Annotated in this window: 19 protein-coding genes and 1 tRNA gene; 13 read left to right on the top strand and 7 right to left on the bottom strand. The window is 63.2% G+C overall.

The window, feature by feature from the left end; translation table 11 throughout:
- Positions 1 to 26 precede the first annotated feature (26 nt).
- Positions 27 to 245: a DUF1127 domain-containing protein gene (locus CAG18_RS24775; RefSeq protein WP_054573472.1), complete on the bottom strand. Its 219-nt coding sequence runs from the start codon at positions 243 to 245 to the stop codon at positions 27 to 29.
- A gap of 96 nt (positions 246 to 341) precedes the next feature.
- Between CAG18_RS24775 and CAG18_RS24770 the strand changes: the two genes are divergently transcribed.
- Positions 342 to 1,193, top strand: coding sequence for a LysR substrate-binding domain-containing protein (locus tag CAG18_RS24770; RefSeq protein ID WP_015269374.1), 852 nt, complete (start codon positions 342 to 344; stop codon positions 1,191 to 1,193).
- 70 nt (positions 1,194 to 1,263) lie between these two features.
- On the opposite strand, the gene CAG18_RS24765 is transcribed toward CAG18_RS24770, so the two are convergent.
- The gene (locus tag CAG18_RS24765) at positions 1,264 to 2,013 is read right to left on the bottom strand and encodes a sulfite exporter TauE/SafE family protein (RefSeq protein WP_015269373.1); all 750 of its coding nucleotides are present in this window, start codon (positions 2,011 to 2,013) and stop codon (positions 1,264 to 1,266) included.
- Between the two features lie 114 nt (positions 2,014 to 2,127).
- Between CAG18_RS24765 and CAG18_RS24760 the strand changes: the two genes are divergently transcribed.
- The 3 genes from CAG18_RS24760 (at position 2,128) to CAG18_RS24750 (ending at position 4,165) form a co-directional block, all read left to right on the top strand.
- A complete protein-coding gene (locus tag CAG18_RS24760) occupies positions 2,128 to 3,081 on the top strand; it encodes a LysR family transcriptional regulator (RefSeq protein WP_013971533.1) in 954 nt (317 codons plus the stop codon).
- Positions 3,082 to 3,139: 58 nt separating this feature from the next.
- Positions 3,140 to 3,595: a MarR family winged helix-turn-helix transcriptional regulator gene (locus CAG18_RS24755; protein WP_003260416.1), complete on the top strand. Its 456-nt coding sequence runs from the start codon at positions 3,140 to 3,142 to the stop codon at positions 3,593 to 3,595.
- A gap of 141 nt (positions 3,596 to 3,736) precedes the next feature.
- The gene (locus CAG18_RS24750) at positions 3,737 to 4,165 is read left to right on the top strand and encodes an organic hydroperoxide resistance protein (RefSeq protein WP_013971531.1); all 429 of its coding nucleotides are present in this window, start codon (positions 3,737 to 3,739) and stop codon (positions 4,163 to 4,165) included.
- A gap of 57 nt (positions 4,166 to 4,222) precedes the next feature.
- Here CAG18_RS24750 and efp read toward each other — a convergent pair whose 3' ends face one another.
- Both efp and earP read right to left on the bottom strand, forming a co-directional pair.
- Complete coding sequence (gene efp, locus CAG18_RS24745; RefSeq protein WP_013971530.1) at positions 4,223 to 4,792, bottom strand: elongation factor P; 570 nt, start codon at positions 4,790 to 4,792, stop codon at positions 4,223 to 4,225.
- Positions 4,793 to 4,840: 48 nt separating this feature from the next.
- Positions 4,841 to 5,968 carry an elongation factor P maturation arginine rhamnosyltransferase EarP gene (gene earP / locus CAG18_RS24740; protein ID WP_085721751.1) on the bottom strand — a complete coding sequence of 376 codons (1,128 nt, stop codon included), beginning with the start codon at positions 5,966 to 5,968 and terminating at the stop codon, positions 4,841 to 4,843.
- A gap of 130 nt (positions 5,969 to 6,098) precedes the next feature.
- Between earP and CAG18_RS24735 the strand changes: the two genes are divergently transcribed.
- Both CAG18_RS24735 and CAG18_RS24730 read left to right on the top strand, forming a co-directional pair.
- Complete coding sequence (locus CAG18_RS24735) at positions 6,099 to 6,497, top strand: hypothetical protein (RefSeq protein WP_013971528.1); 399 nt, start codon at positions 6,099 to 6,101, stop codon at positions 6,495 to 6,497.
- A gap of 2 nt (positions 6,498 to 6,499) precedes the next feature.
- Positions 6,500 to 6,970, top strand: a complete 471-nt coding sequence (locus tag CAG18_RS24730) for a GreA/GreB family elongation factor (protein WP_085721750.1) — start codon at positions 6,500 to 6,502, stop codon at positions 6,968 to 6,970.
- Between the two features lie 124 nt (positions 6,971 to 7,094).
- Here CAG18_RS24730 and CAG18_RS24725 read toward each other — a convergent pair whose 3' ends face one another.
- On the bottom strand, positions 7,095 to 8,033 hold the full coding sequence (locus tag CAG18_RS24725; protein ID WP_085721749.1) for a LysR family transcriptional regulator: 939 nt from the start codon (positions 8,031 to 8,033) through the stop codon (positions 7,095 to 7,097).
- 118 nt (positions 8,034 to 8,151) lie between these two features.
- Here CAG18_RS24725 and CAG18_RS24720 point away from each other — a divergent pair, with 118 nt between their 5' ends.
- The 4 genes from CAG18_RS24720 (at position 8,152) to CAG18_RS24705 (ending at position 13,184) form a co-directional block, all read left to right on the top strand.
- Positions 8,152 to 8,901: a 3-oxoacyl-ACP reductase family protein gene (locus CAG18_RS24720; RefSeq protein WP_015269369.1), complete on the top strand. Its 750-nt coding sequence runs from the start codon at positions 8,152 to 8,154 to the stop codon at positions 8,899 to 8,901.
- Between the two features lie 258 nt (positions 8,902 to 9,159).
- Positions 9,160 to 10,347, top strand: coding sequence for an MFS transporter (locus CAG18_RS24715; protein ID WP_085721748.1), 1,188 nt, complete (start codon positions 9,160 to 9,162; stop codon positions 10,345 to 10,347).
- Positions 10,348 to 10,467: 120 nt separating this feature from the next.
- Entirely contained in the window at positions 10,468 to 10,848 is a 381-nt protein-coding gene (locus CAG18_RS24710; RefSeq protein WP_015269367.1) for a hypothetical protein, read from the top strand.
- Positions 10,849 to 11,051: 203 nt separating this feature from the next.
- Positions 11,052 to 13,184, top strand: a complete 2,133-nt coding sequence (locus CAG18_RS24705) for a TonB-dependent siderophore receptor (protein WP_085721747.1) — start codon at positions 11,052 to 11,054, stop codon at positions 13,182 to 13,184.
- 168 nt (positions 13,185 to 13,352) lie between these two features.
- On the opposite strand, the gene CAG18_RS24700 is transcribed toward CAG18_RS24705, so the two are convergent.
- A tRNA-Ser gene (locus CAG18_RS24700) sits at positions 13,353 to 13,442 on the bottom strand.
- Positions 13,443 to 13,640: 198 nt separating this feature from the next.
- On the opposite strand from CAG18_RS24700, the gene CAG18_RS24695 reads away from it, so the two are divergent.
- The 3 genes from CAG18_RS24695 (at position 13,641) to CAG18_RS24685 (ending at position 16,205) form a co-directional block, all read left to right on the top strand.
- The gene (locus CAG18_RS24695; protein ID WP_015269365.1) at positions 13,641 to 14,330 is read left to right on the top strand and encodes a crotonase/enoyl-CoA hydratase family protein; all 690 of its coding nucleotides are present in this window, start codon (positions 13,641 to 13,643) and stop codon (positions 14,328 to 14,330) included.
- Between the two features lie 119 nt (positions 14,331 to 14,449).
- The gene (locus CAG18_RS24690) at positions 14,450 to 15,169 is read left to right on the top strand and encodes a 1-acyl-sn-glycerol-3-phosphate acyltransferase (RefSeq protein ID WP_085721746.1); all 720 of its coding nucleotides are present in this window, start codon (positions 14,450 to 14,452) and stop codon (positions 15,167 to 15,169) included.
- 64 nt (positions 15,170 to 15,233) lie between these two features.
- Positions 15,234 to 16,205 (top strand): magnesium and cobalt transport protein CorA, encoded by a 972-nt coding sequence (locus CAG18_RS24685; RefSeq protein ID WP_015269363.1) that lies wholly within the window; start codon positions 15,234 to 15,236, stop codon positions 16,203 to 16,205.
- A gap of 130 nt (positions 16,206 to 16,335) precedes the next feature.
- Here CAG18_RS24685 and CAG18_RS24680 read toward each other — a convergent pair whose 3' ends face one another.
- Positions 16,336 to 17,067 (bottom strand): amidotransferase, encoded by a 732-nt coding sequence (locus CAG18_RS24680; protein ID WP_085721745.1) that lies wholly within the window; start codon positions 17,065 to 17,067, stop codon positions 16,336 to 16,338.
- Positions 17,068 to 17,140: the final 73 nt, after the last annotated feature.

Raw genomic sequence — 17,140 nt, 5'->3', positions numbered from 1 at the left:
CCAGCCAAACACCTCTGCGCCCCAACTCACCTCCTCAGCGGATCATCCCAGAAATGCCGCTCGGCCTCCTGCTGGATATCCGCCCGGCTCAGCCCCAGGTCGTGCAGGGTCGCATCACTCAGGCTGGCCAGTTCCTGGCGCTGGCGGTATAGCTGCAGCCATCGCGCCGGGCGCCGCAGGGCGGCATGCCACAGGTGGTTCAGGGAAAAGGCAGGTTGCTGGATGCTGCTGACATGACCTTTCATCGTGAAGCCCTCCGTGTTGATGGCTCCAGTCTCCTGCCAGGCATAAGATCAATCCAACGAATGTTTCTGATGCCATGCATCTCGGAGATTGATGCAATGTCCCAGTACCAGAGCCTCGATGCGGACGTACTGCGCACGTTCGTGGCCATCGCCGAGCAGGGCGGCTTCACCCGCGCCGGCGAGGTGGTCAACCGCACCCAGTCGGCGGTGAGCATGCAGATGAAACGCCTGGAGGAGGACATCCTCCAGCGCCAGCTGTTCGAGCGCGATGGCCGCCAGGTGCGCTTGACCGCCGAGGGCCAGGTGCTGCTCGGCTATGCCCGGCGCATCCTCAAGTTGCATGGGGAAGTGTTCAACACCCTGCGCATGCCGCACATGGTCGGGGTAGTACGCATCGGCACGCCGGACGACTATGCCATGCGCTTTTTGCCGACCATCCTGTCGAGCTTTGCCCAGGCTTACCCGCTGGTGCAGGTGGAGGTGCATTGCGACTCCTCCAAACAACTGATGCTGCGCCAGGACCTGGACCTGACCATCGTCACGCGTGAGCCGGGCAACGAGATTGGCCAGCTGCTGCGCCAGGAACGCCTGGTCTGGGCCGCCGCGGAAGGCTTCTGCCCGCAGGAGCAACGCCCCATGCCGGTAGCCTTGTTCAACACCGACTGCTTCTGCCGGGCCTGGACCTGCAATGCCCTGGAGGCCCAGGGCATCGACTACCGCATCGCCTATACCAGCCCGAGCCTGGCAGCGATCTTTGCCATCGTCACCGCAGGGTTGGCGGTGACCGCACAGTTGCAGAGCCTGATTGGCGGGAATATCCGCATTCTGGGCGAAAACGAAGGGTTGCCGCAGTTACCGGTGGCCAATGTGATGCTGGTGCGCAGTACCCAGAACCCTTCGCCGATTACCGATTGCATGGCCGACTACATTGTCGAAGGGTTCAAGTGAGCCGCAGCGGGCATGTCCCCCTGTAGGAGCAGCCTTGTGCTGCGAATGGGCCGCAAAGCGGCCCCAAATTTCAAAGCTCGAACCCGAGCATCACCGCACAACCCACCAAAAACACACAGAACATCGCCCGCAACACCTTCTCCGGCAACGCATGGGCCAACTTCACCCCCCAGCTGATACTCAGCAAGCCGCCCACCGCCAATGGGATCCCCACCCCCCAGTCAACACTGTGGTGCACCCCGTAGGTGACCAGGGTTACCAAGGTACTTGGCGCCGCAAGCGCCAGCGACAGCCCCTGCGCCACCACCTGGGTGGTACCGAACACACTGGTCAGAATCGGCGTGGCTACCACGGCCCCACCAACTCCGAACAAGCCGCCCATGGTCCCGGCAAAGCTGCCCAGTACACCCAGCCAAGGCCAGGCATAGCGCAACTCGGCGCTGGGCGGCGTTACCTTCATGAACATCCGCGCAACGTTCCACACCGCCAGGGCCACCAGGAAGCCGACGAAGCCCAGGCGCATGGAATGCGCATCCAGCCCGACCGCCCAGATCGACCCCAGCCAGGCGAACACGAAGCTGCACAGCGACAGCGGTACCGCATGGCGCAACTCGATGCGGTTACGCTGGTGATAACGCCACAGCGCCAGCAGCACATTGGGCACTACCATCACCAGCGCAGTACCCTGCGCCAACTGCTGGTCCAGGCCGAACAGCACGCCCAGCGCCGGAATCGCGATCAGCCCGCCGCCAATGCCGAACAGGCCACCCATGGTCCCCAAGGCTGCGCCCAACACGATATACAACAACCACTCGATCATCAGGGGCCTCATCCGCCTGTACACATAAAGCGAGCATGCTATCGATTGCGGGCTGGTGGGGAAACGCACAGCAGCGCACAATGGCTGTGCGTTTTTCGCAAAAGCAAGGCAGCCATGAGCCCCGATACCCTGACCGACCAGCTAAGCCTGTTCCTCGATGTGCTGGAAACCGGCAGTTTTTCTGCCGCCGCCCGCCGCCACCCGCTGACGCCTTCCGCCGTGGCCCGCCGCATCGACAACCTGGAAAGCGCCGTGGGCAGCCGCCTGTTCACCCGCAGCACCCACGCCGTGCGTGCCACGCCTGCCGGCAACGCCTTTGCCGAACGGGCCAGGCGCATCATCGAGGAACTGCGCCTGGCCCGCGCTGAAGCGGTGTCGCTGAGCAATGCCCCCGAAGGCCTGATCCGCATCGACGCCCCCGCCGCATTCGGCCGCCGTCACCTGGCCCCGGCCATCGCCGATTTCCTGGTCGCCTACCCGGGCCTGGATGTGCAACTGCGCCTGATCGACAGCTTCGTCGACCTGCATGGCAGCCACCTGGGCGAGGTCGACCTGGTGCTGCGCGCCGGCCCCCTGGCCGACACCCGGCTGGTCGCCACGCCACTGGCCTACATGGTGCGCATCGCCTGCGCCAGCCCGGCCTACCTGGCCAGCCGCGGCATGCCCAGCTGCCCCAGCGAGCTGCCAGGGCACGACGGCCTGGACTGGGACGGCCTTGCGCCACCATTCGCCTGGCGTTTCAACGTGGCCGGGCAAACCCGCCTGTACCGCCCCTCACGCATGCGCATGGCCGCCAACAACGCCGAAACCCTGCTGTTCGGTGCGCTCGCAGGCTTAGGCATAGCCCACCTGCCTACTTGGCTGATCAGCGAATACCTGCTGCGCGGCGAGTTGATACCGTTGTTTTGCGACGGTGGCTTGCCCAAAGCGGAAACCAGCGGTATTTACGCACTTCGCCTGGAACATGAAACGAACTCTCGCAGCCGTTTGCTGCTCGAATTTCTCAAGAGCCGCTTCAGCCCGATTCCACCCTGGGACCTGGCCTTGCGCAGTGAGCTGCGCGAATAAAGCGCGCACTAACGATCCGCGTGCCAGACTTTCCCATTGATTACCTTCAAGGACCTGCATGAACGCCGACACCCAAGCCTCCTGTGACGAGCTGCTGCTGGACAACCAGGTCTGTTTCGCCCTGCACTCCACCTCGTTGCTGATGACCAAGGTCTACAAACCGCTGCTGCAGGCCCTGGGCCTGACCTACCCGCAGTACCTGGCCATGCTCGTGCTCTGGGAGCACGATGGCCTGACCGTAGGCGAGATCAGCCAGCACCTGCTCACCGACCCCGGTTCGCTGACACCGCTGCTCAAGCGGCTGGAGAGCGAAGGCCTGCTGCAGCGCAACCGCAGCCGCGAGGACGAACGGGTGGTACTGGTGCAGCTGACCGACAAGGGCCGCGCCTTGCAGCAGCAGGCCAAAGAAGTGCCGCAGTGCATCCTCAAGGCCAGCGGGCGCAGCCTGGAACAGCTGCAACAGCTGCAGGCCGACCTGCTGGCGCTGCGGGAGAACCTGCAGAAAACCCTCTGACAGCTATGCTGTGCGATGGCCGTTCAGATGAACGGTGATGATTTATCTTGCGCACTAACTAATTGCGCGCTAATTTAAATCCCACACCAACCCGCGCCCTCCTCCAGACGGGGAGCGCACAGCACATTAGCGAGGCTCAAGATGCAAAAGGTCACTCCGCTGTACATCGCAGAAGCTACCTCTACCGGTGGGCGCGACGGCAAATCCCGCTCCAGTGACGGCAAGCTGGTGGTCAGCCTGAGCACCCCCAAGGAACTGGGTGGCGCTGGCGGTGACGGCACCAACCCCGAGCAGATGTTCGCCGCAGGTTACTCGGCGTGCTTCATAGGTGCCCTGAAGTTCGTGGCCGGGCAGGAGAAAAAAGCCCTGCCGGCGGACGCCTCGATCACCGCGAAAGTGGGCATTGGCCAGATTCCAGGTGGTTTCGGCCTGGACATCGACCTGCACATCAACCTGCCGGGTCTGGCTCAGGCCGATGCCGAAGGGCTGGTGGAAAAGGCGCACAAGGTGTGCCCGTACTCCAACGCCACCCGCGGCAATGTGGATGTGCGCCTGCATGTGACCGTGTAAGCCACAGGCATAAAAAAACCCGGCCTAGGCCGGGTTTTTTGCGTTTCACAAGAAGGATTACTTCTTGGAACGGCCTTTGAAGCTGTTGTCGCGAGTGTCGATATCGATCCACTCGTCGATCTGGATGAAGTCGGCAACCGAGATCTCGGTACCGTTCTTCAGCTTGGCAGGCTTCATGACCTTGCCCGAGGTGTCGCCGCGTGCAGCGTTCTCGGTGTAGACAACCTGGCGGCTGATGGTGGTCGGCAGTTCAACCGATACCAGGCGGCCTTCGAAGAACACGGCTTCGCAGACGTCTTCCATGCCTTCTTCGATGTACGGCAGAACGGCTTCGATGTCCTCGGCGTTCAGTTCGTACATGGTGTAGTCGGTGGTGTCCATGAAGGTGTATTCGTCACCGTTGATGAACGACAGGGTCGCTTCTTTGCGATCCAGGATCACGTCGTCCAGCTTGTCGTCTGCACCGTAGACGGTTTCGGTCTTGTAGCCGGTCAGCAGGTTCTTCAGCTTGGTCTTCATGATCGCGCTGTTACGGCCCGACTTGGTGAACTCAGCTTTTTGAACCAGCCACGGGTCGTTGTCGATCCGCAGGACGGTACCGGGTTTCAGTTCTTTACCAGTTTTCATTACGAAGTATCCGAATCTGGATGGATTTATAAAAATCGAGGCCGCGTATCATAGCGAATTTCGGTAAAAGTGTACTAGCGCTGTGGCAAGGTCCGGCTGAGCGGCCTGTCGCGCCGCCCAAAGCCGGGCATGCTGCTGCAGTTCCGGCCAGTGCTGACGAGCTGCCTGCCAGGCCTGGCCCATGTCGCGGTCCATGTTCCAGGCACGCCACAGGCCAAGCAGAGCGGCATCGGCATCGCCTGACAACCCCTGTCGATAATGCGCGAGAAACGCTTCGAGCTTTTCCCAATGGGCATTCTCGTCCTGCACGTAAATGTGCCACAGCATCGGCTGCCCGGCCCACTGCGCGCGCACGAACGAGTCTTCGCCGCGCACGGCATTGAAATCACAGCTCCACAGCAATCGGTCGTAGTCGTCTTGGCTGACGAAAGGTAGCACCTGCAGGGTCAGCGCCCCTCGCTTGCGCACGCTGCCCACTTGCAGTGCCGCCTCGCCAAGCCACTGGCCGAGCCCCGCGACAACGCGCCCTTGCGGCACCAGCAGGTGGCAAGGTTGCTCGCCTGAGGCCAGGGCCTCAAGCCAGTTGCCTAATTGCGGGTTTTCGTAGGCGAACAGGGAAATCAGCAACGCCCCCGCTTCAGGGTTCACGCCAAGCCCGTGCAAGAAGGCCTGCCGTGCGCCTTGCTGGAACGCATCACGCCGTGCCAGCAGCGAGCCCTCGCGCAGCAGGCCACCGGTTTTTTCAGTGAAGCCTGGAAAGAAAAATACCTTGCGCAAGCCATTGGGCTGCGGCGAAGGCAAGCCATGGCAACCTTCCACCCAGTCCTCGGCACTGAGGTATTCGAGGTTCAGCCACAGCGGCGGCGTGACACGAGCACGCATTGCCTCCACATAGGCTGCTGGCAATTGGCAGGCGAAGGCACCGATTACCACATCAGCCGGCGCCACCGGCAACCAGGCTACCGGCCATTGGCGCACATCCACACCGTGCTGCCACTGCTGCGGGGCGGTGGCATCGGCCCCGGGGCACATGGGCGTGAATGCATTGAGGTCATCCACCCACAGGCGCACAGCCAGGCCGTGCTCGGCCACCAGCTGCCGGGCCAGGCGCCAGGTCACGCCTATATCGCCGTAGTTGTCGACGACGCTGCAGAAGATGTCCCAAGTGGCTTTCATGTGCCCAGCCCTCGCCCAGCGGAAAAACCGCGCATTCTGCGTATAAATTGTCGCTGACAAAAGCACCTGCGCAGAAAAATGCCCAGGCGCATGCGACAATGCCCCCCGAACACCCTGCCAGGAGGCTGCCATGGCGCGCCACCGTGAACTGAAGATCACCCTCAAGCCGCTGCCGTTGATCGTTTGCGTTGCCTTTGGCCTGTGGCTGGGCGCCGTGGCGATCGCCGCAAGCCTGTGGCTGGCCCTGCAACTGTGGCCACAGCAGGTACAGCCACTGGCCCAAGCCGTGGCCCCCGCCGCGTACCGGCCTGCCGCGCCGCCAGCGCCAGCCCCTGCGGCGGATGCCCAGGCGGAAATGTTCGAACGCTACAAGGACATCCTGCACAAGCAGGAGCTGCAACAGGCCGCCGAGGCCGCCCAGGGCAACCCGCGCAACCTCAACAGCCCCAAGTGCCAGTTCTGGCTGCAGCAGAACCGCACCGCGCCCACCGACAAAAGCCAGGCCAACGTGCTGGAGTTCTGTTACTGACCATGGACAAGCCCAGCCTGCTGGCACAGATCGTCGCCACCCTCGAACATGACCTGGATGTGCTGACCCGCGCAGCGCAAACTGCGTACGAAGCCGCCACTGCCGAAGAGAACATCGCCGAGAACAAGTACGACACCCTGGGCCTGGAGGCCTCGTACCTGGCCACCGGCCAGGCCCGCCGCAGCGCCGAGATCCGCAAGGCGCTGCTGACCTACCAGCAACTGCTGCTGCGCGATTACGACCCGGCACGCGGGGTGCAGGTGAGCAACCTGGTGACGCTGGAGGATGAAGATGGCGGGCAGCGCCGACTGTTCCTCGGCCCCGAGGCGGCGGGGTTGAAGATTGGCGAGGGGGATGGGCTGGTGACGGTGATTACCCCGCGCTCGCCGCTGGGGCAACAACTGGTCGGCAAGAAGGTTGATGATGAGGTAAACCTGGGGGCACAGACATTGGTCATCGTCGATATTGCCTGAACCGGCCTCTTCGCCCCTCAGGCCAGTGATACCCCTTGTAGGAGCAGCCTTGTGCTGCGAAGGGGCCATGAGCAACACAGAAGATCTTTTGCCTTACCGGCCCCTTCGCAGCACAAGGCTGCTCCTACACGGATTGCAAGGCATCGAACCGCCGCGCCAACCCCTGCTCTGCGAACTGCTCCACCACAAAATCGACAAACGCCCGGGTCTTGCCCGGCAACAGCTTGTGCTCGGCGAAATACAGGCTGATATGCCCATCGTCCACATACCAGTCCGGCAGCACCCGCCGCAGCCGTCCGCCTTCCAGGTACGGCACGGCAAACGGCAGGCTCACCAGGGCGACCCCCAAGCCCTGCTCGGCCACCGCGCAAGCCGCATCCGAATCGCTCATGGTCATCGTCTGGCGCAACTGCAATGGCTGCTGCACCTGCCAGCGGCTGGTCAACGGCCATGACCGCACCCGCCCAGTCTGCGGCGAGCGGATCAGGATACCGTCATGCCGTTGCAATACCTGCGGGTCGTCAATCGGCGCGTGCCGCCCCAGGTACGCCGGCGCCGCCACCAGCACCCTGTGCGCCGGGGTCAGCTTGCGCGCCACCATCCCCGGCGGCAGCTCGAAACCTCCGCCAATCGCCGCATCGAAGCCCTGGCCGATCAGGTCGACCTGGCGGTTGTCGAAATGCCAGTCCGGAGTAATGGCCGGGTAGCGACGCAGGAACTCACCCAGCAATGGCAACACATACAAGCGCCCGAATACCGTGCCCATGCTCACCCGCAACAACCCGGCCGGCTGGCCTTCGCTGCTGGCCAGGTTGGCCACGGCGTACTGAATGGTGCGGAAGCTGTCACTGACCTCCCCCAGAAATCGCTGCCCTGCCTCGGTCAGGGTCAGCTTGCGGGTACTACGCTGGAACAACCGCACCCCCAGGCGCGCTTCCAACTGGGCAACATGCTTGCCTACGGCAGCCGGGGTAATGCTGAGGCGCCTGGCGGCTTCGGCAAAGCTGCCGACTTCGGCACTGCGGATGAAGCATTCCAACGCGTTGAATGATTCCATGGCCATGATTGGCAACCAAAGGTTTACTCTGCTGATAGTGATTGCCATCTTATCAGCAGGTAATCAAGCGCCGATACTGCGCCCATCCAAGGCATTCCGGCCTGGCTTCCAGCAGGAGATCAACATGTCCAAGCAACACTCACTCGAAGGCAAGGTAGCCCTGGTACAGGGCGGTTCCCGCGGCATTGGTGCAGCCATCGTGCGACGCCTGGCCCGCGAAGGCGCACAGGTGGCCTTCACCTATGTCAGCTCCGCCGGCCCGGCGCAGGCGCTGGCTGAGGAAATTACCGAAAACGGCGGCAAGGCCCTGGCCCTGCGGGCCGACAGCGCCGACGCGGCGGCCGTGCAACTGGCCGTGGATGACACCGTGAAGGCCTTCGGCCGGCTGGATATCCTGGTCAACAATGCCGGTGTGCTGGCGGTAGCGCCGGTGACCGAATTCGACCTGGCCGACTTCGACCACATGCTGGCGGTGAACGTGCGCAGTGTATTCGTCGCCAGCCAGGCCGCGGCACGCTACATGGGCCAAGGCGGACGCATCATCAACATTGGCAGCACCAATGCCGAGCGCATGCCGTTTGCCGGCGGCGCCCCTTATGCCATGAGCAAATCAGCCCTGGTCGGCCTGACCCGCGGCATGGCCCGTGACCTGGGGCCGAAAGGCATTACCGTGAACAACGTGCAGCCAGGGCCGGTGGACACCGACATGAACCCGGCCAGCGGCGAGTTCGCAGACAGTTTGATCCCGCTGATGGCGATCGGGCGCTATGGCGAGGCGGATGAGATTGCCAGCTTCGTGGCTTACCTGGCAGGGCCTGAGGCGGGGTATGTCACTGGGGCCAGCCTGACGGTCGATGGCGGGTTTGCTGCCTGATTGAAGGGTTGCCTGTGCCGGCCTCTTCGCGGGCGCGCCCGCTCCCACAGATACTGCGCGATGCCTGTGGGAGATTACCCAGCCCTTTTGGGCTGCGCTGTCGCGCAGAGAACAAATATCGCTCGTCTGACGCGGCCTTTGTAGGAGCAGCCTTGTGCTGCGAAGAGGCCGGCACAGGCTCTGCCGCACAATGCATTGATGCAAGGCCCGACACTTTCCGATAATCCCCCCTTTTATTCTGCCCGCCACGAGAACTGCATGAACGCCCCCACTCTCAGCCGTGCCCTGATTCTGCTGATGGCCACCGCCACCGGCCTGGCCGTGGCCAGCAACTACTATGCGCAACCACTGCTGCACAGCATCGCCCAGCAGTTCGGCCTGAGCACCGCCAGTGCCGGCAGCATCGTCATTGCCGCGCAACTGAGCTACGGCGCCGGCCTGTTGCTGCTGGCGCCCCTGGGCGACCTGTTCGAGCAACGCCGGCTGATCACCGTGATGACTGCCATTTCCACCCTTGGCCTGGTCATCAGCGCCGGCGCACCGAGCCTTCCCTGGCTGATCCTTGGCACCGCGCTGACCGGGCTGTTCTCGGTGGTGGCGCAGATCCTCGTGCCCATGGCCGCAACCCTCAGCGAGCCACACCAGCGCGGGCGAGCGGTCGGCACGTTGATGAGCGGATTGCTGCTGGGCATCCTGCTGGCGCGTACCGCCGCCGGGTTCATGGCCGAACTGGGTGGCTGGCGCAGCATCTACGTGCTGGCCGCGGTGCTGATGGCCATCACCGCCGTGGCGCTGTACCGCAGCCTGCCACAACACCACAGCCATGCCGGGCTGAAATACCCAGCGCTGATCGGCTCGGTGTTCCGCCTGTTCCTCGAAGAACCGGTGCTGCGCCTGCGTTCTCTGCTCGGCCTGCTGGCTTTCAGCCTGTTCGCCCTGTTCTGGACGCCACTGGCGTTCCTGCTGGCGAAAGGCCCGTACCACTATTCGGACGCGGTGATAGGCCTGTTCGGCCTGGCCGGTGCAGCGGGTGCACTGTCGGCCAATTGGGCGGGGCGCCTGGCCGACCGTGGCAAGGGTTCGCTGGGCACCACCGTGGGCCTGGTGGTATTGCTGCTGTCGTGGGTGCCGCTGGGCTTCGCCGAACAGTCGTTGCTGGCCTTGCTGCTGGGCGTGCTGATGCTCGACCTGGCAGTGCAACTGGTGCACGTGAGCAACCAGAATGCGGTAATTGCCCTGCGACCCGAGGCGCGCACGCGGCTGAATGCCGGGTATATCACCTGCTACTTCATTGGCGGGGCCTTGGGATCGCTGCTGGGCACGCAGCTGTTCCAACGCCAGGGCTGGATGGGGATTGTGCTGGCCGGGTTGGTGATTGGCGGGCTGGCGTTGCTGGCGTGGGGTTTGGCCGAGCGCAAGCGCAAGAACGCTTTGCAGATCGCCTGAAGCCCATTGACCTGAGCGACAATGCACCGCACGACCCTCCGTCGCATGGCCGTTGACTTGCCTGCCCGGGCAGCGCTCAGTAGGCGCTGGTCAATGCCCTTTCCCTGACAGGACGACGTTATGACAAGACTCACGGTGCAATCCGGCGATTTCTTGCAAGGCGAAGGCGAGTATCGCAACGGATCGCTCACACTCAAGACCCCGCGCAGCCCCTCCCCGGGCGAGCGGATTTCCCTGGCACGCATCAGCGACCTGCGGCTGGCCAGCCTGGAATCCAGCCGCAGCCTGGGCAGTGCCCTGGGCTGGGGCGTGGCCGGGGCTCTGGTGGCCGGGCCGGTGGGGTTGCTGGCCGGGCTCTGGCTGGGTGGCAAGGAAGAGGAAGCCACCTTCCTGGCCACTTTCAAGGACGGGCGCAAGCTCATGGCCATTACCGATGGCAAGACCTGGTCGAAGATCGACGACAACTGGAAGCAGCACAGGCGGCCGGCCAGCAAAGGCTGACGGGATATCGCAGGGCCCGGATCGTTTTATGTTGAAGGCGGCTGTAAGATGCCGCCTTTTTTCATGGCCTGTACTGGCCTCTTCGCGGGCTCGCCCGCTCCCACAGGAACAGCGCTGCGCTTGAGTGTGGTGCAGTCCCTGTGGGAGCGGGTTCACCCGCGAAGAGGCCGGCGCAGGTGTCGCGCATCCAGGAGCCCCACCGCATGCCCCCGCGTCATCCCCGCCTGCCCCTGAGCCTGCTCAGCCTGGGCCTGGCCCTGCATTGCCCCCATGTGCTTGCCGAAGACAGCGTGCTACTGGCCCCGCTGCAGGTCTCCGATACCTACACCAACGACGGCTACCAGGTACGCCAGGCAGCAGTAGGCGGTTTCCAGCCCGCACCCTTGCTCGACACCCCGGCCTCGATCAGCGTATTCAGCCAGCAACTGCTGGAAGACCGCCAGGTACGCCAGCTCAGCGAAGTGCTGCAAAGCGACGCCTCGGTGGGCGAAAGCTACGCCCCCATCGGCTACTACGAAAACTTCAACGTGCGCGGCTTCGAGCTGAATGCCGCCAGCAGCTACCGCATCAATGGCCAGACCATCGCCGGCGAGCAGAACGTGGCCCTGGAAAACAAGCAGCAGGTGGAGCTGCTCAAGGGCCTGTCCGGGCTGCAGAGCGGCGTATCGGAGCCGGGCGGCCTGATCAACTACGTGACCAAGCGCGCCGAAGACGTGCGCAGCGTCACGGTGTCGACCAACGAACAAGGCGAGCGCTACCTGGCCACCGACCTGGGTGGCTGGTTCGGCAGCGAGCGGCAGTTCGGCCTGCGGGCCAACCTGGCTCATGAAGACATCCGCTCCTACGTCGACCACGCCGACGGCAAGCGCGACTTCGCCTCGCTGGCCTTCGACTGGCAGATCAACCCAGATGCCACCCTGCAGCTGGATGCCGAATACCAGCACCGTGAACAGCGCTCGGTGCCGGGTTACCAGCTGCTCGGTGGCAGCGAAGTACCCCATGGCATCGACCCGGACGACCGCCTGGCCTACCAGCACTGGGCCAAGCCGGTGCAGAACGATTCGCTGAACCTGGGCGGGCGCTTCGAGTACCGTTTCAACGAAGCCTGGACCGGGACTTTGAGTGCTTCGCGCAGCAAGGTGGTGATTGATGACTACAGCTCGTTTGCCTGGGGCTCGAGCGAAGGCGCGTTCTTCGGCAGCAACGGCGACTACGACATCTACGACTTCCGCAGCCCGGACGACACCCGCCGTACCGATGAGGCGCAGGCCATGCTCAACGGGCGTTTCGATGCGCTGGGCGTGGGGCATGAGTTGACCGTGGGCAGCAGTGCGCAGCGGCGCACGCTGGATCAGCGCCCCAGCTATATGGAATGGGTAGGTACAGGCAACATCTACACGGGTGCACCGGCCTTTGATCCATCCGACAAGCCCATCAGGTCTAGCGAACGTCGCCTGGACAGCCGCCAGTACGGGTTGTTCGTGAGCGACCGCATCAGCTTCAACGAGCACTGGCAGACCGTACTGGGTGCCCGTGAAGTACGCCTGGACGAGAAAACCTGGAATGAGGACGGCGTTGCCGGTCGCCATACCCGGCAGTACGAGTTGCTGCCCAACGCCGCGCTCATCTACAAGCCGCAGCCGGATACCACGGTATATGCCAGTTATTCCAAAGGCCTGTCGGCAGGTGGTACCGCACCGTGGTTCGCCGAGAACAGATTCGAAATCCTGGCACCGACGACCTCACACCAACTGGAACTAGGCCTCAAGCATGACTGGCAAGGCCTGAGCTTCAGTGCCGCACTGTTCCAGATACGCCAGGCGTACCAGTACGCGCGCCCGGACGACGCCGGCACTTTCACCTACGTGCAGCAAGGCCAGCAGAAGAACACCGGCCTGGAACTGGGCGCCAGCGGCTGGGTGACCTCGAACCTGCAGGTGCAGGCCAGCGCTGCGGCGATTCGGGCGCGGGTGCAGAACAGCGATACCGATGCTTATGAGGGCCACCAGGCGATCAACGTGCCCAGGTTCCGGGCGGCGTTGCAGGCGGAATACACCCTGCCGGTACCGGGATTGGCACTGCTGGGTGGGGCGCGCTACAGCGCCAGCAAATATGCGAGCCAGGCGGGGAATGTGGAAGTTGGTGGGTATACGGTGTTCGATGTGGGTAGCCGCTACCGTACGCGCATCGGGGGGTATGACACGGTGCTGCGGCTGACTGTGGATAACGTGTTCGACAAGCGTTATTGGCGTGATGTGGGGGATTACCTGGGGGATAACTACCTGTTCCAGGGAGCGCCGCGCACGGCTCGGCTTTCGGCTTCGGTCAGCTTCTAGGTTTTTGGGGCTGCCTTGCAGCCCATTCGCAGCACAAGGCTGCTCCTACAGGGGCGCACCCCATCCTGTAGGAGCAGCCTTGTGCTGCGAATGGGCCGCAAAGCGGCCCCAAAGGGCGTGAAAACAAAAAGCCCCCGGCTTTTCAGCTCGGGGGCTCTTCGTAGAATGTGGCGGTGAAGAAGGGATTTGAACCCTTGATACGATTTCTCGTATACACACTTTCCAGGCGTGCTCCTTCGACCACTCGGACACTTCACCGTTTCTCTTCAAGCCTTGCAGCCTGTCGAGGTGCGCTAATTTAGTGAAAGACCTTCCCTTTGGCAAGCATTTTTTTCAATTTTTTCATGCATTTGCATTTGAGCCCTGGCGAACGCTGACCGACCAGTCAGCCTTACTGCTTTACCTCGCCCCTGGCGCTGGGTAACGTCGTCGCCACGCCAACAAAAGGACTCTGCCATGAGCGAGCTGATTACCTACCACGCCGAAGACGGCATCGTCACCCTGACCCTGAACAACGGCAAGGTCAACGCCATCTCGCCAGACGTCATCGCCGCCTTCAACGCCGCGCTCGACCGCGCCACCGAAGAGCGCGCGGTTGTGATCATCACCGGGCAGCCCGGCATCCTGTCTGGCGGCTACGACCTCAAGGTGATGACCAGCGGCCCCAAGGAGGCGATCAGCCTGGTCACCGCCGGCTCCACCCTCGCCCGCCGCCTGCTGTCGCACCCGTTCCCGGTAGTGGTCGCCTGCCCGGGCAACGCCGTGGCCAAGGGCGCCTTCCTGCTGCTGTCGGGCGACTATCGCATTGGCGTCGAAGGGCCGTACAAGGTGTGCCTGAACGAAGTGCAGATCGGCATGACCATGCACCATGCAGGCATCGAACTGGCCCGCGACCGCCTGCGCCGCTCGGCCTTCCACCGCTCGGTGATCAATGCCGAGGTGTTTGACCCGCAGGGCGCGGTGGACGCAGGCTTCCTCGACAAGGTGGTGCCGGCCGAGCAGTTGCAGGATGCGGCACTGGCGGCTGCGCGGGAGCTGAAGAAGCTGAACATGCTGGCGCACAAGAACACCAAGCTGAAGGTGCGCAAAGGGCTGCTGGAAGCGTTGGACAAGGCGATCGAGCTGGACCAGCAGCATATGGGTTAGCCGGGCCGACCTCTTCGCGGGCAAGCCCGCGAAGAGTCCGAAACAGGCTTGCACCAGGGTTTGCCCCGACCAGTGCACATCCGTACACTGCCCGGCGACTGTCTGGTGTGAGTCGTACCATGCTTTATTCATTGCGCATGCTCCTGCTGGCGCTGCATTTCCTTGTGGTTGGGGCCCTGGGCCTGATCATTGGCCTGTGCCGCCCCTTCAACCCCGACAACAGCCGCGTGTTCGCCCGCCTCTACAGCCTGCCGGCCACCTGGCTGATGCGCATCAGGGTGAAGGCCGAAGTCGGCCCGCTGTGGGACCAGCCGCCAGGCTGCGTGATCGTCGCCAACCACCAGTCCAACTTCGACCTGTTCGTGCTTGGCCAGGTGGTGCCGCAGCGCACCGTCGCCATCGGCAAGAAAAGCCTGGGCTGGATCCCGCTGTTCGGCCAGCTGTTCTGGCTGGGTGGCAACGTGCTGGTCGACCGCAAGAATGCCTACCAGGCACGCAAGGCCATGCAGAAGACCACCCGGGTACTGCAGGACGACACCTCGATCTGGATTTTCCCCGAAGGCACGCGCAATCCCGGCGAGCACCTGCTGGCCTTCAAGAAGGGCGCGTTTCACATGGCCATCGAGGCCGGAGTGCCGATCGTGCCGGTATGCGTCAGCCGCTATGCCGGGCGCCTCAGCCTGAACAGCTGGCGCCAGCGCACGGTGATCGTGCGCTCGCTGCCACCGATCGCCACGGCGGGCATGACCCTGCAGGACCTGCCGGCGCTGATCGAACAGTGCCGCGGGCAGATGCAGCAATGCATCGACCGCATGGAAGGGGAACTGGCCAAGCGCTAGGTTGCTCTTGAGCCCACTACAGCCCAAGCTGTAACCCGTGTCCAACCGGAATAAGCGAACAACCATGGGTCGAGTCGTGGCATCGGCGGTATACAGCGCCGGCAGAAAGGTCACCAACATCAGCATCGACGAAGGCAGCGAATGGGCACGCAAGCCAGGGCATTTTGTGTGGATTGGCCTGGAAGAGCCCAACGCTGAGGAACTGGCCAACCTGCAATGCCAGTTCAATTTGCACGAACTGGCCATCGAAGACGCCCTGGAAAAGCACAGCCGGCCCAAGCTGGAAACTTTCGGCGACGCCCTGTTCATCGTCACCTATTCGCCGGTGCGCCACGAAGGCAAGCTGGAGTTCATCGAAACCCACATCTTCGCCGGCAACGGCTACATCATCACCTGCCGCAACGGCCACTCCAAATCCTATGCCCTGGTGCGCCAACGCTGCGAGGCGCGGCCGTTGCTGCTGGAGCACGGCGAAGACTTCGTGCTGTACGCCCTGCTCGACTTCGTCACCGAGAACTACCAGCCGGTCAGCGAGGCCATTCATGGCGAGATCGAAGAGCTGGAGCAGAGCGTGCTTGGCGGGTCGCTGCAAGAAGACGATATCCGCCGCTTGCACAGCCTGCGCCGCGACATCCTGCGCCTGCGCCGCTACGTGGCACCGATGGTGGAAGTGAGCGAGGAACTGCAGCGCTTGAGCTTCCCGTTCATCGACAAGAACATGCGCCCGTACTTCCGTGACGTGCAGATCCACGTGACGCGGCAGATGGAAGACCTGGCCGGTATCCGTGACATTGCCAGCCAGACCATCGAGATCGGCATGCTGCTGGAATCGTCACGGCAGAGCATCGTGCAGCGCAAGTTTGCAGCCTGGGCGGCGATCCTGGCGTTCCCCACGGCAATTGCAGGGGTTTACGGGATGAACTTCCAGAACATGCCGGAGTTGGGGTGGCACTATGGGTACTTCGGGGTACTGGGGGTAATCGGGCTGGGCTGTACCGCGTTGTATGCCAGCTTCAAGAAGTCTGGCTGGCTTTGACCCCAGGCCCGGCGCGCTTCCTGTAGGAGCAGCCTTGTGCTGCGAAAGGCCGGCAAGACCAACATATGCTATGTGGTCGTGAGGCCCTCTTCGCAGCACAAGGCTGCTCCTACAAAAACAGCGCTCGGCTTCAGGCCGCGTCGTGTTTGCTCACCGGATGCTGGATAAACCGCAACATCCACTCCCCCACCAGGTCGCCCTGGTGCTCGGTGGCCAGGCTGGCCACGGCCTTGTGGTACACCTCATCACCCAGATACTCCTGGCGCGCATCGAGCAGCGCGCGGGAGTAGTCGTGCACGAACTCGGGGTGCCCCTGGAAGCACAGCACCTGGTCACGAATGTGGTACGCAGCGTTCGGGCAGAAATCGCTGGAGGCGATCACCGTGGCGCCTTCCGGCAGCTCGGTCACCTGGTCCTGGTGGCTGATCAGCAAGGTCAGCTCCGACACCTCCGGGTCCATCCACGGCGCATGGGCCGCCAGCGAATAGCGGTGGATACCCACGCCCCAGCCCTGCTCGGCACGCTCGGCCTTGCCACCCAGGGTCAACGCCAGCAACTGGTGGCCGAAACATACACCCAGCAACTTCTCGCCACGCTCGTACAGCTTCAGCAGGTAGGCCTTGAGGGTCTGGATCCACGGGTCGGTACCAAACGAGTCGGCCTTGCTGCCCGTCACCAGATAGGCATCGAACACTTCGTTGTCGGCGGGGTAATCGCCGTTCATCACGTTGTACACACGAAATTCGGCGGCGATCGGCTGACGCGAGAAGAGCTGCTCGAACATCCTGCCGTAGCCCTGGTACTGCGCGGTCAACTCCGGTCGCAGGACATCGGTTTCAAGGATGCAGATGCGTAACGACATAGGGATAGTCCTGAACGACATGGGTGGGAATCTGCTGTAGAGACTGACGCGAAAGGCACGTACAAGCAAGTAG

The sequence above is a fragment of the Pseudomonas sp. B22(2017) genome, assembly GCF_002113105.1.
GTDB classification, from domain to species: Bacteria; Pseudomonadota; Gammaproteobacteria; order Pseudomonadales; family Pseudomonadaceae; genus Aquipseudomonas; species Aquipseudomonas asiatica.
The sequence above is the reverse complement of the archived record's forward strand: the minus strand, read 5'-3'. Positions and strand labels throughout refer to the sequence as shown.

Excerpts from the sequence above, each read along its gene's own strand:
- CAG18_RS24695 (WP_015269365.1), top strand. The coding sequence starts at position 13,641 with ATGAGCGAGCTGATTACCTACCACGCCGAAGACGGCATCGTCACCCTG.
- CAG18_RS24720 (WP_015269369.1), top strand. The coding sequence starts at position 8,152 with ATGTCCAAGCAACACTCACTCGAAGGCAAGGTAGCCCTGGTACAGGGC.
- CAG18_RS24730 (WP_085721750.1), top strand. The coding sequence starts at position 6,500 with ATGGACAAGCCCAGCCTGCTGGCACAGATCGTCGCCACCCTCGAACAT.
- CAG18_RS24765 (WP_015269373.1), bottom strand. The coding sequence starts at position 2,013 with ATGATCGAGTGGTTGTTGTATATCGTGTTGGGCGCAGCCTTGGGGACC.
- efp (WP_013971530.1), bottom strand. The coding sequence starts at position 4,792 with ATGAAAACTGGTAAAGAACTGAAACCCGGTACCGTCCTGCGGATCGAC.
- CAG18_RS24680 (WP_085721745.1), bottom strand. The coding sequence starts at position 17,067 with ATGTCGTTACGCATCTGCATCCTTGAAACCGATGTCCTGCGACCGGAG.
- CAG18_RS24715 (WP_085721748.1), top strand. The coding sequence starts at position 9,160 with ATGAACGCCCCCACTCTCAGCCGTGCCCTGATTCTGCTGATGGCCACC.
- CAG18_RS24770 (WP_015269374.1), top strand. The coding sequence starts at position 342 with ATGTCCCAGTACCAGAGCCTCGATGCGGACGTACTGCGCACGTTCGTG.
- CAG18_RS24685 (WP_015269363.1), top strand. The coding sequence starts at position 15,234 with ATGGGTCGAGTCGTGGCATCGGCGGTATACAGCGCCGGCAGAAAGGTC.
- CAG18_RS24710 (WP_015269367.1), top strand. The coding sequence starts at position 10,468 with ATGACAAGACTCACGGTGCAATCCGGCGATTTCTTGCAAGGCGAAGGC.
- CAG18_RS24755 (WP_003260416.1), top strand. The coding sequence starts at position 3,140 with ATGAACGCCGACACCCAAGCCTCCTGTGACGAGCTGCTGCTGGACAAC.
- CAG18_RS24750 (WP_013971531.1), top strand. The coding sequence starts at position 3,737 with ATGCAAAAGGTCACTCCGCTGTACATCGCAGAAGCTACCTCTACCGGT.
- CAG18_RS24760 (WP_013971533.1), top strand. The coding sequence starts at position 2,128 with ATGAGCCCCGATACCCTGACCGACCAGCTAAGCCTGTTCCTCGATGTG.
- CAG18_RS24705 (WP_085721747.1), top strand. The coding sequence starts at position 11,052 with ATGCCCCCGCGTCATCCCCGCCTGCCCCTGAGCCTGCTCAGCCTGGGC.
- CAG18_RS24690 (WP_085721746.1), top strand. The coding sequence starts at position 14,450 with ATGCTTTATTCATTGCGCATGCTCCTGCTGGCGCTGCATTTCCTTGTG.
- earP (WP_085721751.1), bottom strand. The coding sequence starts at position 5,968 with ATGAAAGCCACTTGGGACATCTTCTGCAGCGTCGTCGACAACTACGGC.
- CAG18_RS24725 (WP_085721749.1), bottom strand. The coding sequence starts at position 8,033 with ATGGCCATGGAATCATTCAACGCGTTGGAATGCTTCATCCGCAGTGCC.
- CAG18_RS24775 (WP_054573472.1), bottom strand. The coding sequence starts at position 245 with ATGAAAGGTCATGTCAGCAGCATCCAGCAACCTGCCTTTTCCCTGAAC.
- CAG18_RS24735 (WP_013971528.1), top strand. The coding sequence starts at position 6,099 with ATGGCGCGCCACCGTGAACTGAAGATCACCCTCAAGCCGCTGCCGTTG.